This is a genomic window from Moorena sp. SIO3B2 (assembly GCF_010692525.1).
Taxonomy (GTDB): domain Bacteria; phylum Cyanobacteriota; class Cyanobacteriia; order Cyanobacteriales; family Coleofasciculaceae; genus Moorena; species Moorena producens.
Window position 1 is genome coordinate 30,651 of record NZ_JAAHHE010000042.1, and the last position, 13,659, is coordinate 44,309.

Consider the following 13,659-nt stretch of genomic DNA (forward strand, 5'->3'; position numbering starts at 1 on the left):
CAACCTTCAACTTGACTAACCTTCAACCTTCAACTTGACTAACCTTCAACCTGCTAACCTGCTAACCTGCAACCTAAAAAACTATCCGCCGATTTGTGACATCGTCCTTGTATATGAACCATCGATACCAGAGTCTCTCTCCTTGAAATTGATTTCTGGTTTAATCATCAGCAACTGTCTGACCTGCTCTCTTAAGTCAGCGGTATCAACGCCGCTGCGTAGAGCAGTTTTTAAGTCAACTTGACCTTGTTCATTAAGTAGGCAGGGACGCAGCCAACCATCAGCAGATAGACGCATCCGATTGCAGCGATCGCAAAAACATTCTGACATCTGACTAATAAATCCCAGGGTGCCCTTGGCACCAGGAATCTGGAACACATCAGCTGGGCCATTACCCCGGACACTGGATTCTATCAAACCCCAGCGTAAGTGAATCCGTTGCCGTAATTCTTCCGAAGGTACCCACGCCCGCTGACCAAATAGCTGGGAGTTCCCGATGGGCATAAACTCGATAAATCTAACGTGCCAGGAGCGGTGAATGGTTAGAGCAGCTAAATCCAGCACTTCCTGGTCATTAACTCCTGGAATTACCACCACATTCAGCTTTAACGGGTCAAATCCAACCTGATGGGCAGCTTTTATCCCTTCCCAAGTCTGTTCCCAGCGCGAACGTCCCCGATTGCCGATAATTTTGTCAAATGTCTCTCGATTGAGGGAGTCCAGACTAATATTAATCCGCCGTAAACCCGCCTGGTAGAGTTCCTTTGCCATACCAGCCAGTAAAAAGGCATTGGTAGTCATCGCTAAATCTTGTGTTTCCGGTAAAGATGCGATCGCTCTGACTAACTCCACTACACCTGGACGCAATAGGGGTTCACCTCCCGTGAGGCGAAACTTTCTAAATCCGACCGGGATAAACACCTCCTTGACCAGAGTCAGCAGTTCTTGATCAGTGAGTAATTCTTGCCGTAGGATATAGTCAAGCTCTGCTCCTTGAGGCATACAGTACTGACAACGGAAGTTGCAGCGGTCAATCAAGCTAATCCGGAGATAGTCTACAGTATTCATATATTGCACCGGATCATGGGGTTTCAAAGGGTTTTGTTGACACTCCCCGGCCTAAAGGCGCGGGGATTCTTCAATCAACGACCCGACTTGCTGAACCTGGCCGGAACCAAGAACAGTAGAGGTCAGATCTCCTGAAGCCTTCGGGTCTATGACCCAAGTTCCGACGTGCCCCGTCGTACTTATGGCTCGATTTCGGATATTGATAGCGGCATTATGGTCTCTGTCAAGTTCACACCCACATTTACAGGCATGAGTTCTAGTAGATAAGGATTTCTTGACAGTTTCGCCACACTCAGAGCAGTTTTGACTGGTATAGGCGGGGTTTACTGCGACAGTTACCCTGCCTAACTTAGTCCCAAAGTGCTCCAACCATTTCCTGAATTGATACCAACCAGCGTCATTAATAGACTTAGCAAGGCAGTGGTTTTTAACCAGGTTTTTAACTCTTAAATCTTCGTAGGCGACCAGGTCGTTAGACCGGATTACGCAACGTGCCAGTCTCTTAGCATGTTCTTCACGTTGCCTACTTATTTTAAGGTGCTGCCTGCCTAATCTGTTAACCGCTTTCCTGCGATTGGATGAGCCTTTCTTTTTTCGAGAAACTCGACGTTGATAAAACTTTAAGCGTTTCTCCCCTTTTCTATAAAATCGGGGATTTGGTTCGGAGTGACCATTGGAATCTGTATAGAACTCTTTAAGTCCTACATCCAGCCCAATCATCTCACCTGTGTACTCTATTTCCTCTTTTACGTTAACTGCAACGCAAAATTGAACGTAGTACCCATCAGCTCGCTTAACTATCCGAACTCGGTTGATTTGCTTTTTGTCGAAGCGCCATAAATCCCAGGTACCTTTGAGCTTAAGCTTTCCGATCCCCTTCTTGTCCGTGAACGTTATTGATTTCTTGTCAGGGGATAATTTCCATCCTGACTTCTTATATTCGACAGACCGAGCATGTTTTTGGAACTTGGGAAAACCCTTTTTACCTGGGACTTTTTTCTTGCAATTATCGTAGAAGCGAACAATCGATGACCATGCCCTCTCAGAGGCAGCCTGACGGGCAGTAGAGTTCAATTCATTAGCAAAGGGAAACTCTTTAGCCAGGATTTTAGAATACCTACTAAAGTCACTTTTCCCTGTCCCTTTATTGTCTAACCATAGACGAATGCAGCTATTACGAATGAATTTAACCGTCCGGAGCGCCTCGTCTATTGCTGAATATTGGGACTCTTTACCTTTCGCTTTAAACTCTAGTATAATCATTGACCTTGACCTTGACCTTCGGTCACGCTACCCGAACGGTCACGCTACCCGAACGAATCTCGACCTCTTTCGATATATATTTATACTAACAGAATCGTATAAAACTTTCAAGTATCAATCAAGATTCTCTTCTACGCGACTTTAGTCGCTAGTCACTTTCATCCCCGGTCTTTAGACGCGGGGCTTTCAGTGTTGGGAACTCGAGTAAGCACTTACACAGAATTAATCGCCTACTCCAAATCTCTGTAACCTTTACCCTGCAAGGCTTTGAGTTTTGGAAAATGTGTAATTAATTTTGTGTACCTGCTTAATAGGTTATACCTATTCCGGAATATGTCCCTCAGCCCTTGTAGCTAATGCTATGCAGCATCTCTTTCCAAGAATCCAGTGATACTGCAACTGTTAGGGTGCATTCCTTTTCTTGCAAAGCCTATTCTGTGTCCCTCAAGGGAGTGTCACAATTGGTTACTCATGGTGTCCTCCCCTACCTAAAATCGATAAGAAACTACCAGTATTCCAGATTTAGGGGAAATGACCGACAAACCAGATTTTCTTCTATACGCACAACACGGATGGGCGGATAACTCTAAAGCGATGGCACGCCTTGCCCAATCCTTAGCCACATCCCGCACTGCCATCATTACTCCCGATCTCGGTTGGTTCAAAACTTGGCTCTGGATAGAACCCCTAATCAACCAACTCGAACACATTGTCTTAGATACCATTGTCACTTATCCCCAGACACCAATCCGAATTATTGGTCATTCCATGGGTGGCTTAATTTGGCTAGAACTCCTCAGCCGTCACCGAGACTGGTGGTCACAAGTAGAATCCTTAGTGTTGATTGGTTCTCCTATTGGTGGTGCAGATGTAGCTAGAATTATTGACCCCTTGGGCATTGGTATTGGTATCGCAAAGGATTTAGGTATCAACCGCCGACAACTAGCAGAGTCCATTGGCGCAGTGATTCCCACATTAGTAATAGCTGGTGATAGTGATCACGGTAGCGACGGCACGATTACAATAGAGACAACCAAGTTTTCTCGTAGTCAATTCGTTTGTTTACCTAATGTGCATCATGCTGCTCTCAAAAATCATCCTTTAGTCGCAGCAGAAATCCAGAAATTTTGGGCGAATCCAGTTATCACACAACCTCCTCCACCAGGAGACTTTATTACTAGCTTAATTCAACAATTACACTCAGTCCCAGGTATGACTGATGGTCATGGTAGAGATTTTCACCGAGCCAAGACCTATATAACATTTAAAAATGGCATTTCCATTCGGACTTGGAAGAATCCTTTACTAATACACCATGTATTTGTGGCTAGCCCTGAAGGAGACTGTCTCTACAGTGGTTTTGTAGGTTGGATACATAATCAAGCCTTATATCAAACCCTTGGGACTTTGACATGCTCCCTCGTTAAATCGGAGATTATAACGAGGGATTCCTAAACCTCACGACTTAGGTTTACTGCTTTTGCGGCACTTATCTAGGTTGTTACCAACCCCTGACAGAACGCCTACACAGTCAATTTCCTCCACGGTCTGCCCGACCGCAGCGATACCTCGTTGACAAATCACTTGGGCGGCTGCAACATCTCGGTGAATTTCATAACTACATTCAGGGCATTTGTGGAGTCGTTCAGATAAATCTTTCTTGCCTGTATGTGCCCCACAATTGGGGCAAATTTGACTCGTATACCTATAATCGACCTTGCCAAAATATATACCCCGTTTCCAACACACCCAAGCCAGAATATTGAAGAACTGACCAAAACCTGCATCAAGAGTATGCTTACTCAGCATTCCTTTTGCCCAGGTTCTAAAGTCTAAGTCTATGTCCTTCGGACAGGCTTCGCCAACAACAAATATCATGCCCGCTTGGTCACACAAATGATCAGCTAACTTAAAGTGGAAGTCTTTTCGGGTATCTGTGATTTTTTGATGTAGTCTAGCAATTTTATGATTGAGTTTATGTCGATTCGCTGAACCCAATTTCTTTAACTTCAGTCTACGTTGCAGTAATTTCAACTCGCCGTGTAGTTTTGTTAAAAACTTTGGACGTTCAATTAACTCACCATCAGAAGTTGCTAAGAACTTATCTAACCCAACATCAATCCCCAGTGGATGCCCCCATACTGGTGTATCAGGAACACTTACGTCACTCTGCAAAGCAATCATTGCAAAATAACCACTGGCTCGTCTAACCACTCTCACTTGCTTGATTTTGAACCCCTCAGGTATTGGTCGTGATAATCGCATCTTGACCATCCCAATTTGAGGTAATTTAATCAAATCATTGACTACGGGATTAGCCTTAAACTGAGGGAAGACAAAAGACCGCATTCGATACTTATTTTTGAATCGTGGGAACCCATGTCCCTGATTCTTCATGCTTGTAAATGCTTTGTCCAGTGTCTTAAGCACTTGTTGTAGGACTTGTGCGTTAACACGCTTCAGTTCGGGGTTAGACTTTTTAGCCTTGGTTAAACCTGCTGACTGTTCTTTGTATCCCGGATAAGGTGCATTCGCTGGGATGATGTATTCTTGCTGTAACGAACAAGAATTTATCGAACACTTTCTACTGTTATACCAGTCCTTTCTCTCCCTTAAGGCATAATTCCAAACCTTTCTTGTGACCGCTAACATTTCTTCAATGATTGCGATCTGATCTTTTGTCGGGACTAGCTTGTACTCGTAGGTTAGTGTCAACATTAGCCTATTTTAACATGATTCTATCAAAACCAGATATTCTGAGTAGAATTAGATACACCAATACTTTCAACCGTAACGCTATCCCGTTGTTAATTTATTAGTCGTGATTCATCTCACCGCTATAATCTTTGATTTAGCGGTGAGATGAATCACGACATTTTCTGATAGCAAAGGGAACAGGGAGTAGGGAGTAGGTGCGATTCGTTAGCTAGAAACCTTACCCGATCAGGGTATGGGGGATTTGCTGCCCTTGACACATGAGCCCTTACAACTTGATAACCATGCAGGTGTTAGCCCAGCCGGAGCGGAATCCGAGTGACAGCCTTACCCCTATTAGTAAGACATAACTTGCTTACTGATAAAGCGGGGTCAAGTAGTGAAGCACTGCCAGCTATCATGTGGTGTTAGTAACAGGCTTCGACTCATGGGTACACACCGAAGGTATGTTTAAATCATCGTCATGCTCACGTGGCGCAATAGGCAGCAATCGCCACAGACAAAAGTCAATGGGATTTTGACTAAAAGTTCTACTCCTTTTAGAGATTCCACTATACTATCCTCGGTGAACAGTACCGCCCTAAAAGTCCAATCAATGGTTATCAGGAACGAAGTAACCTCTGTATTTGCTCTGATGAAGGTCGATACTAGAGTAGGTAGTTAGCCGCAAGGGATAGGTCGGCAAGATTGACCTCAGAAGCCAAAGTCACCGGGTAATGCCTAGAATATGCTGACGGACTCACATTTTAGGAAAAGAAATAGTTGTAAGTACCAATTGATATGTCCCTACCTCAATCTGGATATACCTTACCGGTATTCGCCTGTGCCTCAGCAATAGCCGCCCTCCATCAGTTACGCAACGGCCAACCCTTGGAAACGGTTTCAGTGGACTTAATTAACCCTCCTGAAACCGTAGACATTCCCATTGAGCAAGTGGCTAGGATTCGAGAAGGGGTAGCGCTAGCTATTACTCACTCTAACCCTGGTGATAACCTTGACCTTACCCGTAATACCCCAATTTGGGCAGTCGTAGAATGGGGTTCCTCGGAGCAAACTGAATCGATACAGTTATTAGGGGGTGAAGGAATTGGACGACAAATCAATGCCGGAGGCAAACCAGCCATCTATGCTTATGCCGAGAAACTATTGCACCATAACTTGAGTTGTCTGCTAGCACCGTCAGAGAAAATTCAGGTGACGATTATCTTGCCGGAAGGGCGGAAGTTGGCACAGCGTACTTCTAATTCTGCCTTTGGTGTAGTAGAAGGACTTTCCCTACTAGGAACTACTGGCATTTCCCAGCCTCTGAGTGCTCCTGGTCAATTAGCTGCTTACCAGGAGGAATTAAAAGCAAAAGCCAGCAAATTGCTAAAAGAGCAAGCCTCCTCACATTCGACAACACTAGTGTTCTGTGTCGGAGAAAATGGCTTAGATTTGGCGCGAGGCTTGGGGATTAATCCCGAGCGGCTGGTTAAAACAGCCAATTGGCTCGGACCGTTGTTGGTAGCAGCTGGATACTCCCAGGTGCCAGAACTTTTGTTATTTGGCTATCATGGTAAGTTAATTAAACTGGCAGGAGGAATTTTTCATACTCACCACCACCTAGCTGATGGACGACTGGAAATACTCACCGCTCACTGTGCGCAGTTAGGAGTACCAACCCCACTGATCAGGCAAGTATTTGGCAGTCAAACCACTGAAGCTGCTCTCAATTGTCTGCGTCAATGGGATCAGACTCAGGGCACTGATTGGGTAAATCAGGTTTATCATGCGATCGCATTGACCATTGACCAACGCTGCTTTGACTACATCCGCAAACACAGTGAGCAGCATATCCAGGTGGGCTCTGTATTGTTCGATCGCGGACGCAAAATTATTGTTACCAGTCCCACAGGTTGGACATTGATTTCAAATTTGTGATAAATTTTTATAAATCTTAATATATTGGCGGGCGGATCTTGTAGCCGAACCCAATGTATGATAAATTAACCTGATTATCAGCTGAAACTTCGCATTTCAGGACATATAGACTGAAACCCTGAAAAATCTTCTGACTAGAAGTCACGAGATTGTCAACAGACATACCACTGCCAGGCAGGTCTATGAAGTGCGTGTGGGAGTGGAAACTGAAATAACCGTAAACAGATTGAGTTCTGTATCGTCGATGAGAGTCTACGACTCAGACTAACTGGTTAATGCCAGCGCTACCATCCACATCAAAGTGTTGGGGCGTTGAAGGATTAATTTACGGAAACCATCAGCTTTCAACCTATCTGTTCATAGCAATCAATTTATGCTGCCCAGAAGCACACCTAGGCAGCGACCTGTTCGTACATTCACACAACTAAACATGACGAACACAGCAGTAACCCTAAGGACCAACAAACTATCTTACCAGAAAGAGGCATTGGCTGTAGCCTCTCTAGCAGAGCAGTTGAATCGCCAGATGATTGTGATTCTGGACTTCGGCTCTCAATACTCGGAACTGATTGCTCGTCGCATTCGCGAGACTAACGTTTACTCCGAGGTGCTATCCTATCAGACCACAGCTCAACAGCTACAGCAGCTTCATCCCCAGGGCATCATTCTCTCTGGAGGTCCCAATTCCGTCTATGACGATGGAGCCCCCCTATGTGACCCAGAAATTTGGAATCTCGGTATACCCGTGCTAGGGGTTTGCTATGGGATGCAGTTGATGGTGCAACAACTAGGCGGAACAGTTACCAGAGCCAAGAAAGCTGAGTATGGTAAAGCCGCCTTACTCATTGATCACCCCACTGAGTTACTGAGCAATGTGCGAGACCACTCAACCATGTGGATGAGCCACGGAGATTCCTGTGTGACTTTGCCAGATGGCTTTGAAGTCCTTGCCCATACTCAGAATACCCCTTGTGCGACCATCGCTAACTATCATAAAAAACTTTATGGCGTGCAATTCCATCCAGAGGTTGTGCATTCAACCGATGGTCTTGCCCTAATCCGTAACTTTGTTTACAACATCTGCGAGTGTGAACCCACTTGGACCACTGCTGCTTTTATTGAGGAAGCGATTCGAGAAGTGCGTGCCAAGGTTGGGGAAAAACGGGTTCTGTTGGCTTTGTCTGGTGGAGTAGATTCCTCTACCCTTGCCTTCTTACTCCATCGCGCAATTGGGGATAAACTAACTTGTATGTTTATTGACCAAGGCTTCATGCGCAAAGGCGAGCCAGAGCAGTTAGTGAAGCTATTTCAGGAAGAATTTTGTATTCGAGTAGAGTATGTGAACGCTCGCGATCGCTTTTTGGCTCGCCTTGCTGGTGTCACTGACCCAGAAGAAAAGCGTCGCCACATCGGTCACGAATTCATTCGCGTCTTTGAAGAAGAATCCCAACGTCTTGGTCCATTTGATTATTTAGCTCAGGGTACCCTCTATCCGGATGTAATTGAATCAGCCCATACCAACGTTGATCCCAAAACCGGTGAGCGGGTAGCTGTGAAAATCAAGAGCCATCACAATGTCGGAGGCTTACCCAAAAACCTACGCTTCAAGCTGGTAGAACCATTACGCAAGCTATTTAAAGACGAAGTGCGCCAACTTGGTCGTGACCTCCACTTGCCAGAATCGATTGTGCGCCGACATCCCTTCCCCGGACCAGGATTGGCGATTCGCATCATTGGTGAAGTGACCCCAGAACGGTTGAATATTCTGCGGGATGCTGATTTCATCGTTCGAGATGAAATTCACCGACAGGGGATGTATAACGACTTTTGGCAAGCCTTTGCCGTGTTGCTCCCAATACGCAGTGTGGGAGTAATGGGGGACAAGCGCACTTACGCTCATCCGATTGTATTGCGCTTTGTTTCGAGTGAAGATGGTATGACCGCTGACTGGTCACGAGTACCTTATGACTTACTTGAAACTATTTCCAACCGAATTGTTAATGAAGTCAAGGGAGTTAATCGGGTAGTATATGATATTACCTCCAAACCTCCTGGAACCATAGAGTGGGAATAGTTTCTTCAAAGCGTGATTAGTGATTAGTGATTAGTGATTAGTGATTAGCCATTGTTCATTGGTCAGATGACGTAAGCGCTGAGCCAAAGGCTCACGCTACGCGAACAGGTTATTTTATTCAAAAACATCGATTGCGCTACGCGCACGCTGCGCGAACAGTAGCGTTGCCACAGGCCAATGGCTCATAGCTGATAGCTGATAGCTGAATGCTTACCAGATGAGTGACAGCTCCCACACTGACTCTTTGAGTTCAGTGTGGGCAACAAGCGCCAATCCAGCTATTGCGCGCGGAGGCGCTGGGCTTTAAGAACGGACTGCCCTCTCTTGATGCAAAGCGCGAGTGGGGGAAACCACGGCAGTCGCTCATGGGGGGGACCCCCAAGACCGCGCTGCCTCCCCAAGACCGCGCTGCATCGCTGCCGCTCTGTTTTCTTGGTCTTTTGTTTAATAATGTTTGACCAACTTTCCAGCATTTATGGCCTTTGGCCACGCTACGCGAACGGCTTTGAAAGTCAGTATTTCCAGTATAACACATCGATTGGTCTAAAGTGAAAGACTCTGTGCAAAATTCATCCCTGGAGACGAAACCTTAGATAGGGTCGCTTTATTACAAAAGATTTAACCCTTTTACCCATAACCGACTAACCATAAAAGCGACCCGATCTTACGGTAACTTTAAACACTCATGCTGCGCATGTTCGTTGTGGGGCTTCTTTTGCCGGAAGCTATAGTGATTTCAATTTATATTGAGAAAACTATTTATTGCTATAAAAGGGTTTCATACGAAAAAGTGTTCCATTGTTATTTGAAATGACTATAATCACTAAACAACATAAAACCGAAGTTTCCAGTTTAGTGGAACTTCGGTTGATACACTATGGCAAAAGCAATAATAAATAATTTTCAACTCTTCCTAGCCCAGACATAAACGTATTACTTGTGCTATCCGAAGCGGTACGCTCAGGCAATGTGACTCCAGAAGATCCTGCGAAATCAAGTACACCGTCATAGCTAGAGAGACCAACCTGTTCTAAAACTAGGGGCTTCACCTCAACTAGGGTAATATCAGGTTCACTCAAGATTAAGGCAATTTTAGATGCCAGATCCAAGGTTACTGTACTTGGAGCGCCTTCCTGACTTTCCGCACGGGCATTTCCCTGGACAAATCCGATCAGGTCAATCGTGACACTTTCGAGAGTCCCCAAAGCCTCATCGAATTTGGGGAGAATGAAAAATTTATCAACAGTTGTCGGTCGCCATTCAATGGTCTGAGTATGGGTGATACTAGCTGCATTAGCTGCACCAGTAGTCGCCAGCATACCAGCCAAAGTAGTCGCAGTAGTTGCTAGAAATACTTTCAGACGGGAATAGGTTTTTGCTGTGGATTGAGTCATGGTACTAACGAGTGATTAAGGTCTTCTGGTCATATCTCTGTAAAAGTCACTCCAACTTCGGATTTAGCTGGAGACAGGACTTACGCAAAGACACCAGATATGGAGTAGATTCTGATCAGACTAAATTCATAACTAAAGAAGGTTTTTTAAGTTCTTTAGTTAAATATGAATATAAACTTTGGGGCTTAATTTTATAAACTGTACATTTAGTCAAGTAAGCTAGTCTTTTCAGAAAATTCCACACCAAAATAGCACAAGCAATATGGTTTCTTTGGATTCGAGATTTACGACACTGACAAGATTGTCTGCCAGTCAATGTCTTGATGCAGTCGCTCATGGGGGAAACCACGGCAGTCGCTCATGGGGGGAACCCCCAAGACCGCGCTGCCTCCCCAAGACCGCGCTGCATCGCTTGTTTAAGTTCCCGGTGAAACTCCTCTATTTTCCAACGGTAAGAACAAGTGGATTTTACCTGTTCAATATCTGAGGCAGTTAGTTCATTTGTGGCAATGTATTCCGTTCTATTGGTAGAAATAGTAACCCGAAACAACTTCACCTTTTTCTGGTCAGGAAACTTTTTTAGTTTAATCAATTTCCCTGGTTTGACATCTAACTCACGACCCTCCAATGAGTCAATTCTTTGGGATTTTTCCTTACCTCCTGTTTCATCCACCAATCGATTCTTTTTTAAGGGACAGTAGTAGATTTTTTCCCAGTTATCAATTAAGGCCATTAGTCTTTGAGTGGCATACCAACTATCCATTAATACTCTTTTAAAGGGGAGTTTCTTATGAAACAATTTATGAGTATGTCTTCTACATGGTCTAGTTTGGTTTTTCCATCCTGTTCTGGAGCATATATCCGGTAATCTATCACCCAAAACTTACCGGTTTTACTATTAACGTATATACAATTTACTACTCCTATTCCTCGAACCACACTATGAGTATTTCCACTGTATTGTTTTCGCACCAATTCTATTTTATGGGAATGGTTTTTATCCAAAACTGTATCGTCAAATACTAGATAGCCATTTTCATCTACTTCAATATATTCTTTGACATTTAACCACAACGTCTTAGGATTAATTTTTTCGTTTTTTAAATATCGGTTAATTTGATCATGACTTATTTTTGGTAGATGCTCTGCCAAATTAGTTATGGTGTAATTGTTTTGGCTACTCAACAAATATTGACAGTAATCTAGCTTGTCCAATCTTTATTCCCATTATTTTTTTAGTTGGTTTCTCCCTTGATCTTATCATTTACTTTATCTGTTTTTCCCCTTTAGGGATTAATTTGGTTTTTCCTCGAATTGACACGCTATATATAGCGTAATTGCGTAAGTCCTGTGGAGAGCTAATTTGTCTCTCTTTGAACTAAGCAAATCTAGCGATGGCATAAATTGCCTGATTTCCGACAAAAAGCTGAAAATTTATTTAGGAATTACCGGAGTTGTACGGGTTTGTAATTATAGATGGTGTTAAGCGGTTAAGTAGTAGGATTAAATTCAATTTAACTGTTAATAAAATGTAACTTAATACAAGGCAAAAATAAACATAAAGGGATTCAATGCCTTGACAATTATTGACAACGTTAACTTTATTTATTTCCAGGTACTTACCACTGCGACTCTGTTGAGCTTGCCAAACCAGCTCAAAAAAGTTCTACAAGCTGACCATAATAGTGATGCAATTGGACGAGTAAACCGTAGCTTTATGGGATAGCCATAGGGTTAGTCATGGTGGATAAATCAGTCAATTACATTTTTTTTATCTAAAATCATCATCAAAAAATAGGCAATTTCTCAATAATCGCTGGTTGATAAATTGGATCAGCAAATTATCAGGCAGGGCTACCCACCAGTCCACGCTCTATAGCCTTTTGTCGAATCAAATCTGGTAAGGGGGGGATTTTGTCATCCCCTCGCAAGCGGGACAGTAAATACGCCCAAAAACAAATCCCTAATTTGCGACAGGTCTTTTTCAGACCAATCATGGTATCTCTGGCTTGAAGTCCGGCCTCAGAGCGAGTGCCACCACTGATTTTTCGACGGGTCACAAATTCTCGGATGTCAGAAAAGGCGGCATTATTGTGCAGAGGAATATTGGGAAAGTCGAGCACCCGGAGCAATTGCTCCTTGTTTTGTCTAAATTGGTTCAATGCGTTGCTCAGAGTGGGGTGGTGCAGATAACACCGACCAAAGATTTCATCAAAGCGAACAGATAGGTACTCCTTTTGCTCGGCACTCGGGTGATCTTGATAGGCAAATAAGCTGTTGGTAGTACTCCCATAGAAGGGTTTGGACTTCCTCAATGTTCTCTCGAAACTCAGCGGTACTCCCCTCTAATTTGCGGATGATTCGTTCAGCATGAACCCAACACAACCCATGAATGAGAATATTGAACTGTCTGGCTCCATCCTGCATGAATCAACAATTTTCGGTTAATGCCACTCTCGATTAATCCACCCAGCAGAGCGGCTTCGGTGACCCTCTGTGCCACTTTGGTCTGCACAATGCCAATCGACTCTAAATAGTCCTGCCATTGCTCAGGGCTATTCCCTAGCACCGTTGAACCAAAGCTCAATCGGTTCATATGCTTGTCGGCTAACTGATAGGAAGCTAAATATTGGTGGGCATCCTGATTGAGTACATAAATCGGGGCATTGCCTTGTAATACTGATAAGAAGTTGCGTCGAGTCTTGCGGGGGGTGCTCGCAAAGAAAGTAAACCATTCATTACCAATCACCGTGCAATACCCATTTTTCCCACTGTGTCGTGCTCCGGTATCATCCGTGTGAACATACTCTGAGCATTTTAATCCTGCCCCTAAAACCGATGCCTGAGAGAGTGTGAAACACATCTATCTTTGCCCTGAGGTATGAATTGATTTGACCGACCGATATCTCGATACCCCATTCCAGTAGCTGCTCATGAATCTTTGGTTGCGTCACTCGATTGTGATAGTACTGGTGCAAGATATATCCCACTAGTTGCGGGCCATAATGTCCAGAATTGCTGATAAGCTGTTGCGCATTTAAACTGTGATAACAGCATTGCCTTTGTTTTTTATTTTTCGTACCCATTTTATAATTAACCCTCCTTCATTTAAAAGATGATTTAACAAACATTCTAATTCTTCAATTGATTTGAAAACTCGATTGGCAATATATTCTTTTGCTGAATGCCAAACCAATTCAATTAAGTTATAATCAGGACTATACT

The 13,659-nt window shown here is 44.0% G+C and carries 10 protein-coding genes and 2 pseudogenes; 4 read left to right on the forward strand and 8 right to left on the reverse strand.

Features of this window, described 5'->3' with window-relative positions; genetic code table 11:
- Positions 1-81: 81 nt before the first annotated feature.
- Positions 82-1,068, reverse strand: a complete 987-nt coding sequence (gene moaA, locus F6K38_RS12955; protein WP_008179882.1) for a GTP 3',8-cyclase MoaA — start codon at positions 1,066-1,068, stop codon at positions 82-84.
- Between the two features lie 51 nt (positions 1,069-1,119).
- Positions 1,120-2,331 (reverse strand): RNA-guided endonuclease InsQ/TnpB family protein, encoded by a 1,212-nt coding sequence (locus F6K38_RS12960; protein WP_008179885.1) that lies wholly within the window; start codon positions 2,329-2,331, stop codon positions 1,120-1,122.
- Positions 2,332-2,862: 531 nt separating this feature from the next.
- Here F6K38_RS12960 and F6K38_RS12965 point away from each other — a divergent pair.
- On the forward strand, positions 2,863-3,786 hold the full coding sequence (locus F6K38_RS12965; RefSeq protein WP_008179887.1) for an alpha/beta hydrolase: 924 nt from the start codon (positions 2,863-2,865) through the stop codon (positions 3,784-3,786).
- A 3-nt stretch (positions 3,787-3,789) separates the two neighbouring features.
- On the opposite strand, the gene F6K38_RS12970 is transcribed toward F6K38_RS12965, so the two are convergent.
- On the reverse strand, positions 3,790-5,049 hold the full coding sequence (locus F6K38_RS12970; protein ID WP_008179890.1) for an RNA-guided endonuclease InsQ/TnpB family protein: 1,260 nt from the start codon (positions 5,047-5,049) through the stop codon (positions 3,790-3,792).
- A gap of 777 nt (positions 5,050-5,826) precedes the next feature.
- Between F6K38_RS12970 and cbiD the strand changes: the two genes are divergently transcribed.
- Positions 5,827-6,966, forward strand: coding sequence for a cobalt-precorrin-5B (C(1))-methyltransferase CbiD (gene cbiD / locus F6K38_RS12975; protein WP_008179892.1), 1,140 nt, complete (start codon positions 5,827-5,829; stop codon positions 6,964-6,966).
- A gap of 430 nt (positions 6,967-7,396) precedes the next feature.
- Entirely contained in the window at positions 7,397-9,040 is a 1,644-nt protein-coding gene (gene guaA / locus F6K38_RS12980) for a glutamine-hydrolyzing GMP synthase (protein ID WP_008179893.1), read from the forward strand.
- A gap of 875 nt (positions 9,041-9,915) precedes the next feature.
- Here the strand turns inward: guaA and F6K38_RS12985 are convergent.
- Both F6K38_RS12985 and F6K38_RS12990 read right to left on the reverse strand, forming a co-directional pair.
- A complete protein-coding gene (locus F6K38_RS12985) occupies positions 9,916-10,434 on the reverse strand; it encodes a choice-of-anchor E domain-containing protein (RefSeq protein ID WP_008179897.1) in 519 nt (172 codons plus the stop codon).
- Positions 10,435-10,549: 115 nt separating this feature from the next.
- Positions 10,550-11,649: pseudogene (locus tag F6K38_RS12990) on the reverse strand (IS701 family transposase).
- 361 nt (positions 11,650-12,010) lie between these two features.
- Here F6K38_RS12990 and F6K38_RS12995 point away from each other — a divergent pair.
- The gene (locus F6K38_RS12995) at positions 12,011-12,160 is read left to right on the forward strand and encodes a hypothetical protein (protein WP_154659681.1); all 150 of its coding nucleotides are present in this window, start codon (positions 12,011-12,013) and stop codon (positions 12,158-12,160) included.
- Between the two features lie 118 nt (positions 12,161-12,278).
- Here F6K38_RS12995 and F6K38_RS13000 read toward each other — a convergent pair whose 3' ends face one another.
- The 3 genes and pseudogenes from F6K38_RS13000 to F6K38_RS13010 form a co-directional block, all read right to left on the reverse strand.
- Entirely contained in the window at positions 12,279-12,749 is a 471-nt protein-coding gene (locus F6K38_RS13000) for an IS66 family transposase (RefSeq protein WP_008179902.1), read from the reverse strand.
- A gap of 50 nt (positions 12,750-12,799) precedes the next feature.
- Positions 12,800-13,297, reverse strand: coding sequence for a hypothetical protein (locus tag F6K38_RS13005; RefSeq protein ID WP_048815169.1), 498 nt, complete (start codon positions 13,295-13,297; stop codon positions 12,800-12,802).
- Between the two features lie 174 nt (positions 13,298-13,471).
- Positions 13,472-13,659: pseudogene (locus F6K38_RS13010) on the reverse strand (IS630 family transposase); the annotation flags it as partial.

Excerpts from the sequence above, each read along its gene's own strand:
- moaA (WP_008179882.1), bottom strand. The coding sequence starts at position 1,068 with ATGAATACTGTAGACTATCTCCGGATTAGCTTGATTGACCGCTGCAAC.
- F6K38_RS12960 (WP_008179885.1), bottom strand. The coding sequence starts at position 2,331 with ATGATTATACTAGAGTTTAAAGCGAAAGGTAAAGAGTCCCAATATTCA.
- F6K38_RS12965 (WP_008179887.1), top strand. The coding sequence starts at position 2,863 with ATGACCGACAAACCAGATTTTCTTCTATACGCACAACACGGATGGGCG.
- F6K38_RS12970 (WP_008179890.1), bottom strand. The coding sequence starts at position 5,049 with ATGTTGACACTAACCTACGAGTACAAGCTAGTCCCGACAAAAGATCAG.
- cbiD (WP_008179892.1), top strand. The coding sequence starts at position 5,827 with ATGTCCCTACCTCAATCTGGATATACCTTACCGGTATTCGCCTGTGCC.
- guaA (WP_008179893.1), top strand. The coding sequence starts at position 7,397 with ATGACGAACACAGCAGTAACCCTAAGGACCAACAAACTATCTTACCAG.
- F6K38_RS12985 (WP_008179897.1), bottom strand. The coding sequence starts at position 10,434 with ATGACTCAATCCACAGCAAAAACCTATTCCCGTCTGAAAGTATTTCTA.
- F6K38_RS13005 (WP_048815169.1), bottom strand. The coding sequence starts at position 13,297 with ATGTGTTTCACACTCTCTCAGGCATCGGTTTTAGGGGCAGGATTAAAA.